This window comes from Roseivivax sp. THAF197b, assembly GCF_009363255.1.
Taxonomy (GTDB): Bacteria; Pseudomonadota; Alphaproteobacteria; order Rhodobacterales; family Rhodobacteraceae; genus Roseivivax.
Genome location: NZ_CP045318.1, coordinates 1,156,759 through 1,174,950, shown reverse-complemented (window position 1 = coordinate 1,174,950; position 18,192 = coordinate 1,156,759). Strand labels below are relative to the sequence as shown.

At 65.4% G+C, this 18,192-nt stretch carries 15 protein-coding genes; 2 read left to right on the top strand and 13 right to left on the bottom strand.

Translation table 11 applies throughout. The features are described 5' to 3' along the window. Positions 1–18: 18 nt before the first annotated feature. From FIV09_RS05935 to FIV09_RS05920, 4 genes are all read right to left on the bottom strand, one after another. Positions 19–1,320, bottom strand: a complete 1,302-nt coding sequence (locus FIV09_RS05935; protein WP_152449131.1) for a DUF3422 family protein — start codon at positions 1,318–1,320, stop codon at positions 19–21. 577 nt (positions 1,321–1,897) lie between these two features. Continuing rightward, positions 1,898–3,334 carry an NAD(P)(+) transhydrogenase (Re/Si-specific) subunit beta gene (locus FIV09_RS05930; RefSeq protein WP_152449130.1) on the bottom strand — a complete coding sequence of 479 codons (1,437 nt, stop codon included), beginning with the start codon at positions 3,332–3,334 and terminating at the stop codon, positions 1,898–1,900. Between the two features lie 15 nt (positions 3,335–3,349). After that, positions 3,350–4,924, bottom strand: a complete 1,575-nt coding sequence (locus tag FIV09_RS05925) for a Re/Si-specific NAD(P)(+) transhydrogenase subunit alpha (RefSeq protein ID WP_152449129.1) — start codon at positions 4,922–4,924, stop codon at positions 3,350–3,352. A 139-nt stretch (positions 4,925–5,063) separates the two neighbouring features. Continuing rightward, a complete protein-coding gene (locus tag FIV09_RS05920; RefSeq protein WP_152449128.1) occupies positions 5,064–5,495 on the bottom strand; it encodes an isoprenylcysteine carboxylmethyltransferase family protein in 432 nt (143 codons plus the stop codon). Positions 5,496–5,614: 119 nt separating this feature from the next. On the opposite strand from FIV09_RS05920, the gene FIV09_RS05915 reads away from it, so the two are divergent. Beyond that, positions 5,615–6,367, top strand: coding sequence for an SDR family NAD(P)-dependent oxidoreductase (locus FIV09_RS05915; RefSeq protein WP_152449127.1), 753 nt, complete (start codon positions 5,615–5,617; stop codon positions 6,365–6,367). A gap of 65 nt (positions 6,368–6,432) precedes the next feature. Here the strand turns inward: FIV09_RS05915 and FIV09_RS05910 are convergent, their stop codons facing one another. From FIV09_RS05910 to FIV09_RS05880, 7 genes are all read right to left on the bottom strand, one after another. Further along, complete coding sequence (locus FIV09_RS05910; RefSeq protein ID WP_152449126.1) at positions 6,433–7,209, bottom strand: gamma-glutamyl-gamma-aminobutyrate hydrolase family protein; 777 nt, start codon at positions 7,207–7,209, stop codon at positions 6,433–6,435. 68 nt (positions 7,210–7,277) lie between these two features. Continuing rightward, positions 7,278–7,706: a heme-binding protein gene (locus FIV09_RS05905; protein ID WP_152449125.1), complete on the bottom strand. Its 429-nt coding sequence runs from the start codon at positions 7,704–7,706 to the stop codon at positions 7,278–7,280. A 122-nt stretch (positions 7,707–7,828) separates the two neighbouring features. Further along, the gene (locus tag FIV09_RS05900; RefSeq protein ID WP_152449124.1) at positions 7,829–9,976 is read right to left on the bottom strand and encodes a malate synthase G; all 2,148 of its coding nucleotides are present in this window, start codon (positions 9,974–9,976) and stop codon (positions 7,829–7,831) included. Positions 9,977–10,066: 90 nt separating this feature from the next. Next, entirely contained in the window at positions 10,067–10,597 is a 531-nt protein-coding gene (locus FIV09_RS05895) for an adenine phosphoribosyltransferase (RefSeq protein WP_152449123.1), read from the bottom strand. A gap of 34 nt (positions 10,598–10,631) precedes the next feature. Next, entirely contained in the window at positions 10,632–11,513 is an 882-nt protein-coding gene (locus FIV09_RS05890; RefSeq protein ID WP_152449122.1) for an S-methyl-5'-thioadenosine phosphorylase, read from the bottom strand. 126 nt (positions 11,514–11,639) lie between these two features. Beyond that, positions 11,640–12,404 carry an EcsC family protein gene (locus FIV09_RS05885; RefSeq protein WP_152449121.1) on the bottom strand — a complete coding sequence of 255 codons (765 nt, stop codon included), beginning with the start codon at positions 12,402–12,404 and terminating at the stop codon, positions 11,640–11,642. Between the two features lie 32 nt (positions 12,405–12,436). Then, the gene (locus FIV09_RS05880) at positions 12,437–12,922 is read right to left on the bottom strand and encodes a GNAT family N-acetyltransferase (RefSeq protein ID WP_254702316.1); all 486 of its coding nucleotides are present in this window, start codon (positions 12,920–12,922) and stop codon (positions 12,437–12,439) included. 178 nt (positions 12,923–13,100) lie between these two features. On the opposite strand from FIV09_RS05880, the gene FIV09_RS05875 reads away from it, so the two are divergent. Then, a complete protein-coding gene (locus FIV09_RS05875) occupies positions 13,101–13,706 on the top strand; it encodes a flavin reductase family protein (protein ID WP_152449119.1) in 606 nt (201 codons plus the stop codon). Positions 13,707–14,025: 319 nt separating this feature from the next. Here the strand turns inward: FIV09_RS05875 and FIV09_RS05865 are convergent, their stop codons facing one another. Then, on the bottom strand, positions 14,026–15,654 hold the full coding sequence (locus tag FIV09_RS05865) for a SulP family inorganic anion transporter (RefSeq protein WP_152449118.1): 1,629 nt from the start codon (positions 15,652–15,654) through the stop codon (positions 14,026–14,028). A gap of 181 nt (positions 15,655–15,835) precedes the next feature. Then, on the bottom strand, positions 15,836–18,079 hold the full coding sequence (gene ptsP / locus FIV09_RS05860) for a phosphoenolpyruvate--protein phosphotransferase (RefSeq protein WP_152449117.1): 2,244 nt from the start codon (positions 18,077–18,079) through the stop codon (positions 15,836–15,838). Between the last annotated feature and the right edge of the window lie 113 nt (positions 18,080–18,192).

Sequence of the window (18,192 nt, the reverse complement as noted above, 5' to 3'; positions counted from 1 at the left end):
CCTTTTTTCATGCCCCGCCTAGAGATCGGGCCCCTGCTTTTCCATCTGCACCCGGATGCGCCGGATCATGTACCACACGCCCAGCACCACCGGCACGGTGATCCCCGCGATCAGCACACCGCGGGAGATGCCCAGGAGTTCTGCCAGCGGATAGACGAGGTAGGAGACGAGCGAAACCGCGTAATAGCTGATCGCCACGACCGAGAGCCCCTCGACCGTGCGCTGCAGGCGCAGTTGCATGTCCGCGCGCTGGTTCATGCTTTCCAGAAGCTGCTGGTTCTGGGCGGAGCGTTCCACCTCGACCCGCGTGCGCAAGAGATCCCCCGCCCGCATCGCCCGTTCAGCCATGGTACCCAGCCGCCTTTCCGTGGCCTTCACCGTGCGCATGGCCGGATCGTAGCGGCGGGTCATGAATTCCTCGAAGGTCTGGCGGCCGCGCCAGCGCTCCTCGCGCAGGACCTCGATGCGTTGCGCCACGATGGCCTCGTAGGCGCCCGTGGCCCCCAGCCGGAACGACGTCTGCGCCGAGAGGCTTTCCAGTCGCGCCGAGACTGACAGCAGCGCCTTCAGAGTGTCCTCGGCGGCCCCCTGCCCATGGGTCATGGCCTCCATCAGGTGGCTGAGTTCGGTATCGAGATCGCCCATCTTCGGGCTCAGCGACTTGATGCGCGTGAAGCCCAGCATGGACATGGATTTGTAGGTCTCGATCTCGCAGAGCCGCTGCACGATGCGGCCCACGCGGCGTTCGCCCACATGCGGCTTGGTGAAGACGCCGAAGCGCATGTGCCCCGCAGGATCGATGCGGAAATCGCCCGCGATCACCGCCTCGTCGTCGATTACCGAGGACACGGCGAGGCTTTCGGGCACGAACCAATCGTTCAGCATCGGCTCGATCTGTGTGTCGTCGTCGGGCCGCTGGCAGCAGCGGATCAGGCAGGATGTGATGCGCACGCCGGGCGCGTCATCGAGCCATTCGCTCGGGAACACCTCGAAATCCGCGGGGTCGAAGGGCCGGTCGGTCAGCCCGTTCATGAAGACGGTATAGGTGACGAACTCGGTATGCTGCTCCCATTTGAGCATGTGCTGGCCGATCTTCGTCTGGTAATGCGTGGCGCCCGGCTGCGGATGCGCCGTGCCGTAGCGGTCCAGCAGATCCGTCAGGTGCTTGAGATCGAGCGAGCGGTCCCGCCCGGCCGCCCCCTTGGCTTTCTTGATCGCGAGATAGACCGCCCGGCAGGGCGGCTTCAGCGCCGGAAAGGGCCGGGCATGCAGCTCGTTTGCCAGCTTGTAGCGCAGCGGATGGTCTTGGATCGGCGGCATGAGGGGGCCTTACTTGGGAGAGCTTTCCTACGCATGTAAACTGCCCTCTGGCAGCGGCAAAGGGATTTTTTATCGATTTCAATGGGTTGGAAGGATGCAACAGTATACTGATCGCGCCTATCAACACTGGCTTTATCAAGAAAACCAAGTGCTTGGGGCGCATCAGGGTCGTCGAAGGGCGGGCCCTACGCCCGTTGAGCGCGTATTTTCTAGGCGCTACGAGACCTTGCGTGGACGAATGGAAAGATGGGCGTGTAAACCCTCGCATTCACGAGCGCTTGGACATCAAGCCCTCCTTTTCCGGAGTGGTGAACCCCAAGGCGCGGAATCAAGGCAGCTTGCTGCCGCCGCGCTTAGCGCCTGCCCGCCCCAACGGGCTGGCGCTTTGTCAACGCAGGCGCTGACGTTCCTTCTGCGGAGGTATTTGGCTGCCATAAAGCGCTGACGTTCATACGTAGCTGCGCCATCCCGCGGGCAGGCGTTCCAGCCGCGGGCCTCTGGTCTATGGTCGCTCCACCCAAACGCAAAACGCCCCGGCCTTCCAGCCGGGGCGCTTCGCATCTCTCAAAACCGACGATCAGCCGATCTTCGTCAGCAGGTCGCTGATCGTGGCCTTCGCATCGCCGTAGAACATCCGCGTGTTGTCCTTGAAGAACAGCGGGTTCTCGATGCCCGAATAGCCCGTGCCCTGGCCGCGCTTGCAGACGAAGACGTTCTTGGCCTTCCACACTTCCAGAACCGGCATGCCCGCGATGGGCGAGTTCGGGTCGTCCTGTGCGGCCGGGTTCACGATGTCGTTCGAACCGATCACGATGACCACGTCCGTATCCGGGAAGTCGTCGTTGATCTCTTCCATCTCGAGCACGATGTCGTAGGGCACCTTGGCCTCGGCCAGCAGCACGTTCATGTGGCCCGGCAGACGGCCCGCGACGGGGTGGATGGCGAAACGCACCTCCTTGCCCTGCCCGCGCAGCTTCTTCGTCAGGTCCGACACGGCGTTCTGCGCCTGCGCCACGGCCATGCCGTAGCCCGGCACGATCACCACGCTGTCGGCCTCGTCCAGTGCGGAGGCCACGCCATCGGCGTCGATGGCGACCTGTTCGCCCTCGACCGCGGCCTGCTCACCGGCGGCAGAGCCGCCCCAGCCGCCCAGGATCACCGAGACGAAGGACCGGTTCATGCCCTTGCACATGATGTAGGACAGGATCGCACCCGAGGAGCCCACCAGCGCACCCACGACGATCAGCAGATCATTGCCGAGCGAGAAGCCGATCGCCGCCGCGGCCCAACCCGAGTACGAGTTCAGCATCGACACCACCACGGGCATGTCGGCGCCGCCGATGCCCATGATCAGGTGGTAGCCGATGAAGAGCGCGAGTGCCGCCATGATGAACAGCGTCCACGAGCCCGAGCCGGACATGTAGAGCACCAGCATCAGCACCGAGCCGATGACTGCGGCAAGGTTCAGCATGTGCCCGCCAGGCAGCTGCTTGGCCGAGGTGTCGACCTTACCGGCAAGCTTGCCATAGGCGATGATGGAGCCGGTGAAGGTCACTGCACCGATCCAGATGCCAAGCGAAAGCTCGACCATCAGGATGCCGATCTCCACGCCCGTCTTCTTGGCGACGAGCTCCGCGAAGTTGCCCTCGACCATCTCGCCACCGGCCTTTGCGGCCTCGACCATGTTGATGGTGAAATCCGCATTGAAGCCCACGAAGACCGCCGCGAGACCGACGAGGCTGTGCATCGCCGCCACAAGCTCGGGCATCTGGGTCATCTGTACCCGCGTGGCCAGCTGCCAACCGATCACGCCGCCCATGGCGATCAGTATGACCGACACCACCCACAGGCCCGAACCGGGGCCCACCAGCGTCGCCACCACGGCCAAAGCCATGCCGACGATACCGTACCAGATCGCGCGTTTTGCGCTTTCCTGACCGCTCAGACCGCCGAGCGACAGGATGAAGAGAACTGCCGCGACCACATAGGCCGCTGTCGTAAATCCGAAATCCATTGTCCTGTCTCCCGCTTACGATTTCTGGAACATGGCGAGCATGCGCCGGGTGACGAGGAAGCCGCCGAAAATGTTGATCCCGGCCATGAAGACCGAAAGCGCGGCGAGCAAGATCACCAGGAACGAGCTTGATCCGATCTGCATCAGCGCGCCCAGAATGATGATCGACGAAATCGCGTTGGTCACGGCCATGAGCGGCGTGTGCAGCGAGTGGCTGACGCCCCAGATCACCTGGAAGCCCACGAACACGGACAGCACGAATACGATGAAGTGCTGCATGAAGCTCGCCGGTGCGATCAGACCCACGCCGAGGATCAGCGCCGCGCCGATGCCCAGAAGCGCCACCTGCTGGGTGGTCTGCTTCTTGAAGGCCGCCGCTTCCTGCGCCTGCTTCTCTTCCGCCGTCAGCTCCTTTTCCTTGGGCTTGGGCTTCTGTGCCGCAATCGCCTTGGTCTTGGGCGGCGGTGGCGGGAAGGTGACCTCCTTCGCGTGCGCGATGGTCGCGCCGCGGATCACGTCGTCTTCCATGTTGTGATTGACCTGGCCGTCCTTCTCGGGCGTCAGATCGGTCATGAGGTGACGAATATTCGTCGAGTAGAGCATGGAGGACTGCTTGGCCATCCGGCTCGGGAAGTCGGTATAGCCGATGATCGTCACGCCATTGTCGGTGACGATCTTCTTGTCCTTCAGCGTGAGCTTGCAGTTGCCACCCTTCTCGGCGGCAAGGTCCACGATGACCGAGCCGGGCTTCATCGCCTCGACCATGTCCTGCGTCCAGAGCTCGGGCGCTTCGCGGTTGGGGATCAGCGCCGTGGTGATGACGATGTCCACATCGGGCGCCAGTTCGCGGAACTTCGCAAGCTGCGCCTCGCGGAATTCAGGGCTGGACGGCTTGGCGTAGCCACCCGATTCCGCGCCATCCGTCTGCTCTTCCTCGAAGTCGAGATAGACGAACTCGGCGCCCATCGACTCGACCTGCTCGGCCACTTCGGGGCGCACGTCGAAGGCCAGCGTGATCGCACCCAGAGACGTGGACGTGCCGATGGCCGCAAGACCGGCCACACCGGCGCCCACGACGAGCACTTTGGCGGGCGGCACCTTGCCTGCGGCGGTCACCTGGCCGGTGAAGAAACGGCCGAAATTGTTGCCCGCCTCGATCACGGCGCGATAGCCCGCGATATTGGCCATCGAGGACAGCGCGTCCATCTTCTGCGCGCGGGAGATGCGCGGCACCATGTCCATCGCGATGACCGATGCGCCCTTGTCGGCGGCTGCCTTCATCAGATCCTCGTTCTGGCCGGGCCAGAAGAAGGAGATCAGCGTCTTGTTCTCGGAGAGCTGCCCGACTTCGGCATCAGTCGGTGGCTGCACCTTGGCGATGATGTCGACACCGGACCAGAGCGCATCCGCGCTCTTGACGATCTCGACACCCGCTTCTTCGTAGACGGCATCCGGGAACCCGGCCTTTTCGCCCGCGCCGGTCTCGATGGCGCAGTCATAGCCGAGCTTTTGCAGCATCTTGGCGCTGTCAGGCGTCATCGCGACCCGCGCCTCGCCCTCCATCAGCTCTTTTGGTGTACCAATCTTCACAGGTCAGATCCCCTTTCGATACATCATTCGTTATTTTCGCATACAGAACGTTTTTGCATACAGAACTCGGGCCGCAGGCATATCCTGCCGCCCGGTAAGTCTCAACCTCGTCGGCCCTAGACCATAGGTCGCGGCAAAGTTAAAGCCACCTTCGCACTTGTTGCGCATAAGTATCGAATTCAGCAAGAAACGTGCTTCTCAGCAGCGCCTCCTCCTTCTCGATAAAACGCTTGTTTATCAACATCATGAAGACCGGAACCAGGACCAGCCCTAGGATCGACCCCCAATAGAGCGCTGCGCCCAGCAGGATCAGCGCATCGCCCAGATAGATCGGATTGCGCGTCTTTGCGAAGATGCCTGTGCGGATTATCGCGGAGGGCGCTTGGCGGGGGATGATCGTGGTGCGGGCACGGCGAAACTCCCAGGCCGCCAAGAGGATCATGATCAGCCCCATCGCGACGAAAATCGTGCCCGAGAATTGCAGCGCGGGCAGCGGCCCGATCCCGGCGCCGATCCGGGCGAGGATCAGCGCACCGAGAAGCCAGACGGGCGGCATGTCGATCCATTTCATCGCGGGTCCCCGGCCTGTTGCGTCCGGCGGACCCTGCCCCAGCGACAAGACGGCGGCAAGCGCCTTGTGAGCCCTGCCCCGCGCCCCTAGGCTCGGGCCGAACAAAGGGAGGAAAAACCATGCATCTGGCAGGCAAACACGCGCTGGTCACGGGCGGCGGCACCGGGATCGGGCTCGCCATCGCACGGGCGCTGGCGGATGCGGGCGCCCATGTCACCATCACCGGACGCCGGGCGGAGGTTCTGGGCGCGGCAGAAGGGCTGCGCATCACGGGCCGGGTCATGGATGTCGCCGAGGAAGCGTCTGTACGCGACGGCATCGCCGCAGCGGTCGCCGCCCACGGCCCGGTGCAGATCTGCGTCGCGAATGCGGGCGTCGCCGAAGGCCGCGCGCTGCACAAGACCGACCTCGATTTCTGGCGCCACATGATGGCGATCAATCTCGACGGCTGTTTTCTGACCATCCGCGAGGCGCTCGCCTCGATGCGCGAGACCGATTGGGGCCGAGTGATCGCGGTGTCGTCCATCGCGGGCATCCGCGGACTGAAGGGCGCGCCGACCTATACCGCCTCGAAGCATGGCATGATCGGCCTCATCCGCGCGCTCGCCGCCGATTACGCGGGCAAACCCTACACATTCAACGCGCTCTGCCCCGCTTACGTGGACACAAATATCGTGTCCTCGAACGTGACCAAGATCATGGAGCGCACGGGCATGTCCGAGGCAGACGCGACCCGCGCCATGGTCGGCGTGAACCCCCATGGCCGCCTGATCCGCCCCGAGGAAGTGGCCGAGGCGGCGATGTTCCTTTGCGGGCCGAATTCCGGCAGCGTGAACGGTCAGGCGATCCAGATCGCGGGCGGGGAGGTGTGAAGCCCCAAGACGCGCACCACTGTCGACACTTACTGTAGGGTGGGTGAAAACCCACCAAACCCCGATCACGCCGAGAGCCGCGCCTCCGGCCGCTTGCCCGCAGCCCAGTCCCGGGCCGCGGCGCCGAAGGCCTCGAACAGGGGCCGCGAGACCGGGTCGTTCCCGGCCTGCCATTCGGGATGCCATTGCACCGCTAGCGAAAAGCCCGGCGCGCCGTCGATATAGGTCGCCTCGGGCGTGCCGTCGGGCGCGTATCCGTCGATCACGACGCGGTGCCCCGCGGCCTTGATCCCCTGCCCGTGCAGGGTGTTCGTCATGACCTCGCGCGCCCCCAGCAGGCGATGAAAGACGCCGCCTTCGGTGAAGGCCACCTTGTGACGCAGCGCGAACTTTTCCTCGAGCGTGCCATCGGGCGGCATCCGGTGGTTCATGCGTCCCGGCAGGTCGCGGATCTCGGGATAGAGCGTGCCGCCCATGGCGACGTTCATCTCCTGAAAGCCGCGGCAGACCCCGAAGACGGGCTGCCCACGCTCAACGCAGGCCCGCACGAGCGGCAGCGTGATCGCGTCACGGTCCCGGTCGAAGGCCCCATGCGCCTCGGTCGCGGCCTCGCCGTATTCCTCGGGATGCACGTTCGGACGCCCGCCGGTCAGAAGAAAGCCGTCGCAGACCTCCAGAAGCTCGTCCAGCGCCACCACCGACGGATCGGCCGGCACGAGAAGCGGCAGGCAGCCCGACACCTTGCTGACCGCTTCGGAATTCATCGAGCCACCCGCATGGGCCGCGTACTGATCGTTGATCAGGTGGTGATTGGTGATGATGCCGATGACGGGCCGCGCCATGGATGCCTCGCAGAGCCTGAACAGAGTTGCCTGTTTCTAAGGCATTGCCCGCCAAAGGTGAAGGCTGCTCAGATCTCCGCCGTCAGCCCGACCGCCTCGATGCCCGCTTTCGCGGCAGCCGCGTCGTTATCCGAGCTGTCGCCGGTCACGCCGACCGCGCCCAGAAGCTTGCCCTTGGCGTCATGCACCAGAACGCCCCCCGGCACCGGCACGAGCTGGCCGCCGAACGCACCGTTGGCACAGGCGATGAAATAGGCCTGCGCCTCGGCGCGCTGCATCTGCGCGGTGCCCGCCATGCCCAGCATGATCGCGCCGTATGCCTTGCCATGGGCGATCTGGAAGCGGCCGGGGCTCGCCCCGTCGCCGCGCTCGAAAGCCTGGATGTTGCCGCCCGCATCGAGCACAATGGCCGAAAGCGGCTTCATGCCCGCCTCCTTGCCGTGCTCCAGCGTCTTGCGGATGATGGTGCGCGCGCGGCGCAGCGAAATCTCTGCCATGTCGTCCTCCCTTTTCGCCGAGCCGCCGGGACCCTGCCCCTGTCACGTTCGGACCAAAAATACCTCCGGGGGTGTGGGGGCAGAGCCCCCACTCGGGTCCGGCCAAAAGGCCGGATCCGATCCTATCCCGCCGCCTTCAACTCGAGACGCCGCTGGTGCAGCACCGGCTCGGTATAGCCGGAGGGCTGTTCGCGCCCCTTGAAGACCAGGTCGCAGGCCGCCTGGAAGGCGATCCCATCAAAGTTGGGCGCCATGGGCCGGTAGGCCGGATCGCTCGCGTTCTGCTCATCGACGACCTTCGCCATGCGGCGCATGATCTCCATCACCTCCTCGCGGCTCACCACGTCGTGGTGCAGCCAGTTGGCGATGTGCTGCGCCGAGATCCGGCAGGTCGCGCGGTCTTCCATCAGGCCCACATTGTTGATGTCGGGCACCTTGGAGCAGCCCACGCCTTGGTCGACCCAGCGCACCACGTAGCCCAGGATGCCCTGCGCGTTGTTCTCCACCTCGCGGCGGATCTGATCCTCGTTCCACTTTCGGAAGGCGGCGAGCGGGATATCCAGGATGGCATCGACCTGCGCGTAATTGTCCGACGCCTTCATCTTCTCCTGCAGCGCCATCACGTCGACCTGGTGGTAATGCAGCGCATGCAGCGTGGCGGCGGTGGGTGACGGCACCCAGGCGCAGTTCGCGCCCGCCTTCGGATGGCCGATCTTGGCCTCCAGCATGGCCGCCATCTTGTCCGGCATGGCCCACATGCCCTTGCCGATCTGCGCCTTGCCCGAGAGCCCGCATTTCAGGCCGATATCGACATTGCGGGTCTCGTAGCCGTCGATCCAGCCCTTGCGCTTGATGTAATCCTTGCGGCTGAAGGGCCCTGCTTCCATCGAGGTATGGATCTCGTCGCCCGTGCGATCAAGGAAGCCCGTATTGATGAAGGCCACGCGGTTCTGCGCCGCCCGGATACATTCCTTGAGGTTGACGGAGGTGCGCCGCTCCTCGTCCATGATGCCGATCTTGACGGTGTTCTGCGGCAGGCCCAGCGCCTTTTCGACCGCGGTGAAGATGCGGTCGGTGAAGGCCACCTCATCGGGGCCGTGCATCTTCGGCTTGACCACGTAGACCGAACCTTTGACAGAGTTGCGCGGCCCATCGGTCTTGGCGAGGTCATGCTTGGCGATCAGCACCGTGACCATGGCATCCATCAGCCCCTCGAAGACCTCGCGGCCCTCGGCGTCGAGGATAGCGGGGTTGGTCATCAGGTGGCCCACGTTCCGCACCAGCATCAGCGCGCGGCCCTTGATGCTGAACTCCTTGCCATCGGGTCCGGTATAAACCGGATCGGGGTTGAGCGCGCGGGTGACGGTCTTGCCACCCTTCTCGAAACTGTCCTGCAGATCGCCCTTCATCAGGCCCAGCCAGTTGCGATAGGCGAGAGTCTTGTCCTCGCCATCGACGCAAGCGACCGAATCTTCGCAGTCCATGATGGCGGAGACCGCCGATTCCAGCCGCACATCCGCCAGACCCGCCTGATCGCGCGCGCCGATATTGTGCGTGCGGTCGAAGACGAGCTCCACATGCAGGCCGTTATTGCGCAGGAGCACCGCGTCGGGCGCTTTCGGATGGCCGCGATATCCCACGAATTTCTCAGGGGATTCCAGCGGCTTGTCATCAACCAGAAGCTGCCCCTTGGAGATGTGGTAGCGCCGCGCATCCGCGTGGCTCGTGCCCTCGACCGGGAAGGCCTGATCGAGGAAGACGCGCGCCCGCGCCACGACCCGCGCGCCCCGGCCCCGGTCATAGCCGCCCGCAGGCGGGACGGAGCCCATGGCGTCGGTGCCGTAGAACCCGTCGTAAAGCGAGCCCCAGCGCGCATTGGCGGCGTTGAGCGCATAGCGCGCATTGGTGATCGGCACGACGAGCTGCGGGCCGGGCACGGTGGCGATTTCAGGGTCGGTATTCTCGGTCCCGATCTCGAAATCGGGGCCCTCGGGCAGCAGGTAACCGATCTCCTGCAGGAAAGCCTTGTAGGCTTCGTGGTCGCGCGGCGCATTGGCGCGCTCCCGGTGCCAGGCATCGATCTGGGTCTGCAGCTTGTCGCGGGTCTCGAGAAGGGCGCGGTTTTCCGGCGTCATCTCCTCGATGAGGCTCGCAAGCCCGGCCCAGAAGGTATCCGCGTCGATGCCGGTCCCTGTCAGCGCCTCACCCTCGATGAAGTCGCACAGCAGCGTGTCGACCTGCAATCCGTGCCGCTCGGTCCGGTCTGCCATAAATTCCTCCCTGAATTCTGTATACACTCGTCGACGGCCCATATAGCGGGGCAGACCGGTCCGGGCAATGTCAGGTCGGGATGATAACGCTCACAGGCCCTCATATGCACAAAGCGCATGCACCTCCATGTTCATGCCTTCGAGCTTCGCGCGCCCGCCGAGATCGGGCAGATCGACAATGAACGCACAGCCGATGACCTCGGCGCCCAGCCGTTCACAGAGCTTTATGCCCGCCTCGGCCGTGCCGCCCGTGGCCAGAAGATCGTCGACCACGAGCACCTTTTCACCGGGCTGCAGCGCGTCATCATGGACCTCGACCACCGCTTCCCCGTATTCCAGCGTATAGCTTTCGGAGATCACCTTGCCCGGCAGCTTGCCCTTCTTGCGAATGGGCACGAAGCCCGCCGAAAGCTGGTGCGCCACCGCTCCGCCCAGGATGAAGCCCCGCGCCTCGAGCCCCACGACCTTGTCGAAGCGCACGCCCGCGTAAGGGTGCAGAAGCTGATCGATCGCCATGCGAAAGCCCCGCGGATCGGCAAAAAGCGTGGTGACATCGCGGAACATGATCCCCTCATGGGGAAAATCGGCGATGGTGCGGATGTAATCCTCGACCTTTTTCATCGGGGTTCGGTCCCTTCCTCTGAGGCTGTCTGTGTCAGTCCGGTGCGGGCAGGACGCGGCCTGCAATGGTGGCCAGTTTCCGGACCATGGCCGGATCGCGCGCGGCATCCTGGGTGATGATCGCATGTTCGAGCGCGCGGTCGCAGCCGCAAGCGCAGGGCACCTCCCGGGTCGTCATCCGCTCGGGCAGGCCCCTGACCAGCGCGCGGGCATGCTCCGCATTCGCGGTCAGGACGCGGATGACATCCGTCACCTCGACCGCCTCGTGCCCCGGATGCCAGCAATCGTAATCGGTGACCATCGCCACGGGCGCGTAGCAGATCTCGGCCTCGCGGGCGAGTTTGGCCTCGGGCATGTTGGTCATGCCGATCACGTCCGCGCCCCAGGCGTCACGATACATCCGGCTTTCGGCGAGGGTCGAGAATTGCGGGCCTTCCATCGCGAGATACGTACCGCCCGGATGGACCGTGACACCCGTAGCCTCGGCGGCGGCGCCCGCGATCTGCGAGAGCCGCGCACAGACCGGATGCGCCATGGAGACATGCGCCACGCATCCCGCCCCGAAGAACGATTCCGGGCGCGCGCGTGTGCGGTCGATGAACTGGTCGACCATGACGAAATCGCCGGGCGCCATGTCCTCCCGGAAAGAGCCACAGGCCGACACGGCGACGATATCGGCGACACCCAGTTGCTTCAGTGCGGCGATATTGGCGCGGTAAGGCACATCGGAGGGCGCGTGCACGTGGCCGCGTCCGTGGCGCGGCAGGAAGGCCATGGGCTGTCCGGAGAGCGTGCCTGTGAGGATCTCGTCCGAGGGCGCCCCCCAAGGCGTGTCGACCGCGACCCACCGGGCCTCTTCCAACCCGTCGAGCGCATAGACCCCCGATCCACCGATCACGCCAAGCCGTGCCTGCATGCGCTCATCCCCGTGCCGCTTGTTGCGCGGCAGAGAACCAGCTTGTCCCGCTCTTGGCAATGCCCGCCCGCAGGACTGCGCAACAGGCTAGCGGGCGTTGCTGCCCGGTATTCCTAGAGGAGGTTGCTACCGGGACCGGCGGGGCTGACGCTCGACCGCGTCGCGCAGCTGGGCGATGAGCGCCTCGCGCGGGGTGCCCGTCTGCTCGGCCAGCTTCTTCAGGCCGAAATGCACATGGGCCATTTCCTGGTAATAGCTGGTATAGGCGTAGTTGGTGGCGGCCCCTGCTGCCGCGCCGAGGATCGGAATGGTCTGCGCGGCGAGCTTCTGGCCCAGCACCGTGGCAAGACGGGGGGCGACCCGCGCGATCACACCGTGCACCGTGGCGCCCGTGAGGGTGACGCGCGCCGACAGGAAGGCCATATCCGCGCCGTCGTCTGCTTCCAAAGGGCCCGCCGAGCCGAACACCATCAGGCATTCCTTGGCAATTTCGGGATCGGCAGGATCGAAGCCATGCTCGGCCGCGATGCCCTGGATCGCGCGCAAAAGGACCGTGGTCGTCACCGGCAGCTCGGCCATCGCGGTGGGCAGACCGCCCGCGCCGCCGGCCGCGCCCATCGCGGTCGTGAGCGCGGTGTTGAGCCAGCTTTTCTGATCCGGCACGACGCTGCGCGAGGACGAGGCTGCCCGCATCGCCGTCTCGAGCGCGCGCTGGGTCGATGCCTCGAGCCGGTCCTTGACCCGGTCGGGCAGGCGTTCGAGCAGGTTCTCCGCCTGGCTGCCCAGCACGTTGAGAAGCTGAAGCCCCACACCGCCCGCGCGCTTGTGACGGCGCGCGAGGGCCGCGATTTCCGTGTCGGTCGAGGTCGGGATCAGGTCGGTGCCGGTCATGGGCTAGAAGATCGGCGCTCGGACAGGCGGTTTCAAGCGGCGCGCGTAACCGTGCCCGCAACCCCGTCCCAGGCGCCGTCCGTCAGGGCCAGCTGCAGCACGCGGTCCGGGTTCGTGGGCGGCGGCATCTCGACGCCCGTGGCGCGGGCAAAGCCGAAGCGGCTGTAATAAGGCGCATCGCCCACCAGCAGGATCCGCGGGCAGATGGGGCGCGCGCGTTCCAGGCTGTCGCGGATGAGCGCACCGCCCAGGCCCTCGCCCTGCGCAGTCGGGTGCACGGCGATGGGGCCGAGCAGCAGCGCATCGGTGCCGCCCACCTGGACCGGCCAATAGCGGATCGCGCCGCCGACCTGTCCGCCATCTTCCGCGCGGGCCACGCGGCAGAGCTGCGCCACGGGCGGCACATCCTCACGCAGGCGGTAGGAGGAAAGCGCCGTGCGGCCCGGCGCGAAGGACAGATCGAAGAGGGCCTCGACCTCCCACCAATCCGCCGCGCGTTCCTGATCGAGGATGTACAAATCCCTGCCCGCCCCCTCGCGGCCCTGCCCCTTGGCCCATGCGGCCCGCTCATTGGCCCTTGCGGGCCGCTTCGCCGGGTAACATGCGCGTGGCCCTTCGGCAAACCGCTGCCGGGGACTTGTCGGCCCCGCGCCAGTACGGTCTACCTGTGGCTGAATTCGCATCCGAGGAGAAAGCATGTTCTATCGCCCCGAAGACGGCCACGGCCTGCCGCACAACCCCTTCAACGCCGTGGTCACTCCGCGGCCCATCGGCTGGATTTCGACCCGTGGGGCGGATGGCTCGGAGAACCTCGCGCCCTATTCGTTCTTCAATGCCGTGGCCTATGTGCCGCCGCAGGTCATGTTCGCCTCGACCTCGGCAAAAGAGGATCGCGGCGACACCAAGGACAGCGTCGCCAATATCCGCGATACGGGCGTCTTCTGCGTGAATATCGTCGAATACGAGATGCGCGACGCGATGAACCAGACCTCGGGCGCCTGGGACAAAGACACCGACGAATTCACCCTCGCCCAGATCGAGCGCGCGGAATGTGAAAGCATCGCCTGTTCGCGGGTGGCGCAGGCACCGGCCAACCTCGAATGCAAGCTGACGCAGATCGTCCAATTGCCGGGCGAGGCCAATTTCGCCGTCTTCGGCGAGGTGACGGGCGTGCATCTGCGCGACGATTGCCTGGTCGACGGGGTGTTCGACGTGCTGCGCTACAACCCGCTCTCGCGGATGGGGTATCGCGACTACACCGTGGTGCGCGAAAAGTTCGCCCTCAAACGCCCGGGCGAGTGAGATCCGGGGGTGTTCGACGTGCTGCGCTACAACCCGCTCTCGCGCATGGGGCATCGCGACTACACCGTGGTGCGCGAAAAGTTCGCCCTCAAACGCCCGGGCGAGTGAGATCCGGGGAGGGAGGGGCCCTGCCCCTCTTGGCGGGCCGGGCCCGCCAATTCACCCCGGCGGTTTACGGGAAAGGTGAAGCGCAACGTGGCCCGCCCGGTGTTTGCAGGTCCGGGTAAGAATGCCACGGGCGGGGTCCGCTCTGAGACGAAGGACGCCGCTTCCTGCCCGGGCCTCTTGCCGAAGACGCGGTGCGGCGCGCGCGGCGGGGCTAGTGCCCGCCGATGATGCCCGTGCGCACGCCGTAATTCACCGCGACGCCGTAATCTGGGTCGTCATCGGCCTCGATCACGAGGTGCCCGGATTTCTTCAGCAGCCAGTGGCAATCGCGCGAGAGATGGCGCAGCTCGATCCGCTTGCCCTCTGCCTCGTATTTCTCGGCCACCGCCTCGATCGCCTGCAGGGCGGATTGATCGGCCACGCGGCTGTCGGCGAAATCCACGATGACGAGACCCGGATCGTTCTCGGGATCGAACATCTCGTTGAACCCGTCGGCCGAGCCGAAGAAGAGCGGCCCGTTGACCTGGTAGACCTTCGCGCCTTCGGGCGTGGTGTAGGTCTTGGCCGAGATCCGGCGCGCATTGGTCCAGGCATATTCGAGCGCAGAGGCGATCACGCCCACCACCACCGCCACGGCGAGGTCTTCGAGCACCGTCACGACGGTCACGAGGCCGATCACGAAGGCGTCCATCTTGGGCACGCGGGTGAGGATCTTCAGCGAGTTCCAGGCGAAGGTGCCGATCACCACCATGAACATCACGCCCACCAGCGCAGCGAGCGGGATGAGCTCGATCAGCGGAGCGGCGAAGAGGATGAAGACCAGCAGGAACAAGGCGGCAGCAACGCCTGCGACCCGGGTCCGCCCGCCCGATTTCACGTTGATCATCGACTGGCCGATCATCGCGCAACCGCCCATGCCGCCAAAAAAGCCGGTCACGGTATTGGCCACACCCTGGGCCACGCATTCCTGGCTCGCGCCGCCCTTCCGGCCCGTCATCTCGCCCACGAGGTTGAGCGTCAGCAGGCTTTCGATGAGACCGATCGCGGCGAGGATCACCGCGTAGGGCAGAATGATCTCGAGCGTTTCGAGATTGAGTGGCACGGTCGGGACATGAAAGCTCGGCAAGCCGCCCTGGATCGAGGCCAGATCGCCCACGCGCGGCACGTCGATGCCGAAGCCGATGACAATACCCGCCGTGACCACGATGCCCACGAGCGGCGCGGGCACGACCTTGGTCAGCTTGGGTAGCAGCCAGATCACGCCCATGGTCAGCGCGACGAGGGCCAGCATCGGGATCATCTGCGCCATCGGCAGCCATTGCCCGCCCGATGCGCCATGCCCTGAAACCTCGGCGGTGCCCGGCACCTGGAACTGCGTGAGCTGCGCGAGGAAGATCACGATGGCCAGCCCGTTCACGAAGCCCAGCATCACCGGATGCGGCACGAGCCGGATGAATTTCCCCCAGCCAAGGACACCGGCGGTCATCTGCAGAATGCCCATCAAGACCACGGTCGCGAAGAGGTATTCCACCCCGTGCTGCGCCACGAGCGCCACCATCACGACCGCCAGCGCGCCCGTCGCACCCGAGATCATGCCGGGGCGTCCGCCAATCAGCGCGGTGATCAGACCGACAAGGAAGGCCGCGTAAAGACCGACCAGCGGATGCACGCCGGCCACGAAGGCGAAGGCCACCGCTTCGGGCACCAGCGCCAGTGCGACGGTCAAGCCCGACAGGAGTTCGGTCTTGAGCTGCGACGGGCTCAACTTGCCCTGCGGCAGGATGTTCAGATCCGCCGAGGAGAGGCTTTGCGCGAAGCGGGCGAGCGGGGCACGGGACATGAAGGGGCCTTTTCCAACGGACAGAAGTATCGCAAGCCCCGGCGCCTATCGGGATTCAGGCTGTGGTGAAACCGCGCTGGGTGAATAGCCGGTATGCAATCACTGCATGACTTAGCGCGTTTCCTCGAAAGTCCCGCAATGGGTGTCAATCCTGCCGCAGGCCTGTCTGAACCCGCGCGGGTCAGCTTGCGCGGGCGAGATAGTCCATCACTGGCCCGCGCACCGATTGGTGGCCGTCATGGCAGGCGCCCTTGATGACCTCGCGCAGCTCATCGAGGCGCACGCGCATCAGAAGGTGCTTCACGGGGCCGATGGAGGCCGGGCGCATGGACAGCGTCCGCAGACCCACCGCCGCAAGGCAGGCGGCTTCGATCGGTCGGCCCGCATCCTCACCACAGAAGGACAGATGCGTGCCCGTCTCGGCGCAGCGGTCCACGATCCCCTCGATGAAGGTCAGGAAGGAACAATTGAGCGTGTCGTAGCGGCGGCGCACGCGCTCGTTCTCGCGGTCGGCGGCGAAGAAGAACTGCTTGAGATCATTGCCGCCGATGGACAGGAAATCGACCTCCTCGAAGAACTTCCGCGGCGCGAAGGCCAGGCTCGGCGTCTCCAGCATGGCGCCCACTTCCAGCGTCTCGGGCACCGGATGGCCCAGGCGCTTTTCGCGGGCGATTGTTTTTTCGACCTCGGCGCGGCCCGCGCGGAATTCATCCAGCTGGGCCACGAAGGGGAACATCAGCGTCAGCGGTCGGCCATTGGCCGCGCGGAAGAGCGCCTGCAGCTGCATCCGCATCACGCCCGGCTTGTCGAGGCCTACGCGGATCGCCCGCCAGCCCAACGCCGGGTTCGGCTCGTCGTTGGGCTTCATGTAGGGCAGCACCTTGTCCGAACCGATGTCGAGCGTGCGGAAATTCACCCGCTTGCCATGGGCCGCATCGAGGACGCGGGCGTAAAGCGCGGCGAGCTCGGTGCGCGTGGGCATCTTGTTGCGCACCAGAAATTGCAGCTCGGTGCGGAACAGACCGACCCCTTCGGCGCCGGAGCCATCGAGGCTTGGCAGATCGGCCATCAGGCCCGCATTCATGTTCAGATGCACCCGGGTGCCGCAAGCGGCCACGCAATCGGCATCGCGGATGGAGGCGTAGCGCTCCTGCGCCTTGGCCTGCATCGCCATCTTGTCGCGGAAGGCGCCGACCACGGTCTCGTCGGGGCGCAGGTGCACGATGCCCTGATCCCCGTCGACCATGATGTGATCGCCGTTCAGCGCCTCGGTGGTGATATTGCCCGCATGGATGATGAGCGGAATGGCCAGCGCGCGGGCCACGATCGCCGCGTGACTGCCGACCGAGCCTTCCTCGAGCACGATGCCGCGCAGGCTGCGACCGTATTCCAGAAGCTCGCCGGGGCCGATATTGCGCGCCACGAGGATGGGATCGGCGGGCATCTCCGCGCCGGTATGGTTGCCCTGCCCCGTCAGGATCCGGAGCAGCCGGTTCGACAGATCGTCGAGGTCCTGCAGCCGTTCGCGCAGATAGGGATCGGTGGATTGGGACATCCGCGAGCGGGCGTTGGATTGCTGCTTTTCGACCGCCGATTCCGCCGAAAGGCCCCGGTCGATATCTTCCTGCATGCGCCGGACCCAGCCCTTGGAGGCCGCAAACATGCGGTAGGCTTCGAGGATCGCGCGCTGTTCGGGATCTTCGGCCGAGGCCAACAGATCATCGACGGAGACCTGCAGCGATTGCACTGCTTCGGTCAGCCGCGCATGTTCCTTCTGCGGATCGTCGGCCACGAGGTTGGTAACGACGACGCGCGGCTCGTGCAGCCAGACATGGCCCTCGGCGGTGCCCTCCTGCCCTTGCGTGCCGCGAATGAGCCGCGCTTCGGTGTGGCGGGCCTGCAGGGCCGCGCCCTCGCCCACGAAGGCGCCCAGCTCGGCCATCTCGGCGAGCACCATGGCCACCACTTCAAGCGCGTATAGCTCATCGGCGGAGAATTCGCGTGCCTCCTTGGACTGCACGACCAGAACGCCCAGCGTCTCGCCCAGGCGCTGAACCGGCACGCCCAGGAAGGACGAGAAGATTTCCTCGCCGGTTTCGGGCATGTAGCGGAAACCGGGCTGGGACGGCGCGTCGGCGGCATTGACCGCCTCGCCCGAGCGCGCGACACGGCCCACGAGCCCCTCTCCGATCCGCATGCGAGTCTGGTGCACGGCCTCTTTCTTGAGGCCATGCGTGGCGCAGAGCTCCAGGGTTTCGGGGTCGCGGAACAGGTAGACGGAACACACCTCCGTCCCCATGGAATCGGCGGTCAGATGCGTGATCTTGTCGAGGCGCGCCTGTCCGGCGGCTTCCTCGGCCATGGTGTCGCGCAGCCGGCGCAGCAATTTCCGGCTTTCGCTCTCGCTTTCGCCGCGATCCGGCATATCAATTCCCAGCTATGAAATCGGCTGTCCCCGGTTATAGGCGATGCAGCCCGTCGAGGGGAAGACGTACTAACCCTTGAGTTGAAAAACTAGAACCTTTCGCATGCGAAAGG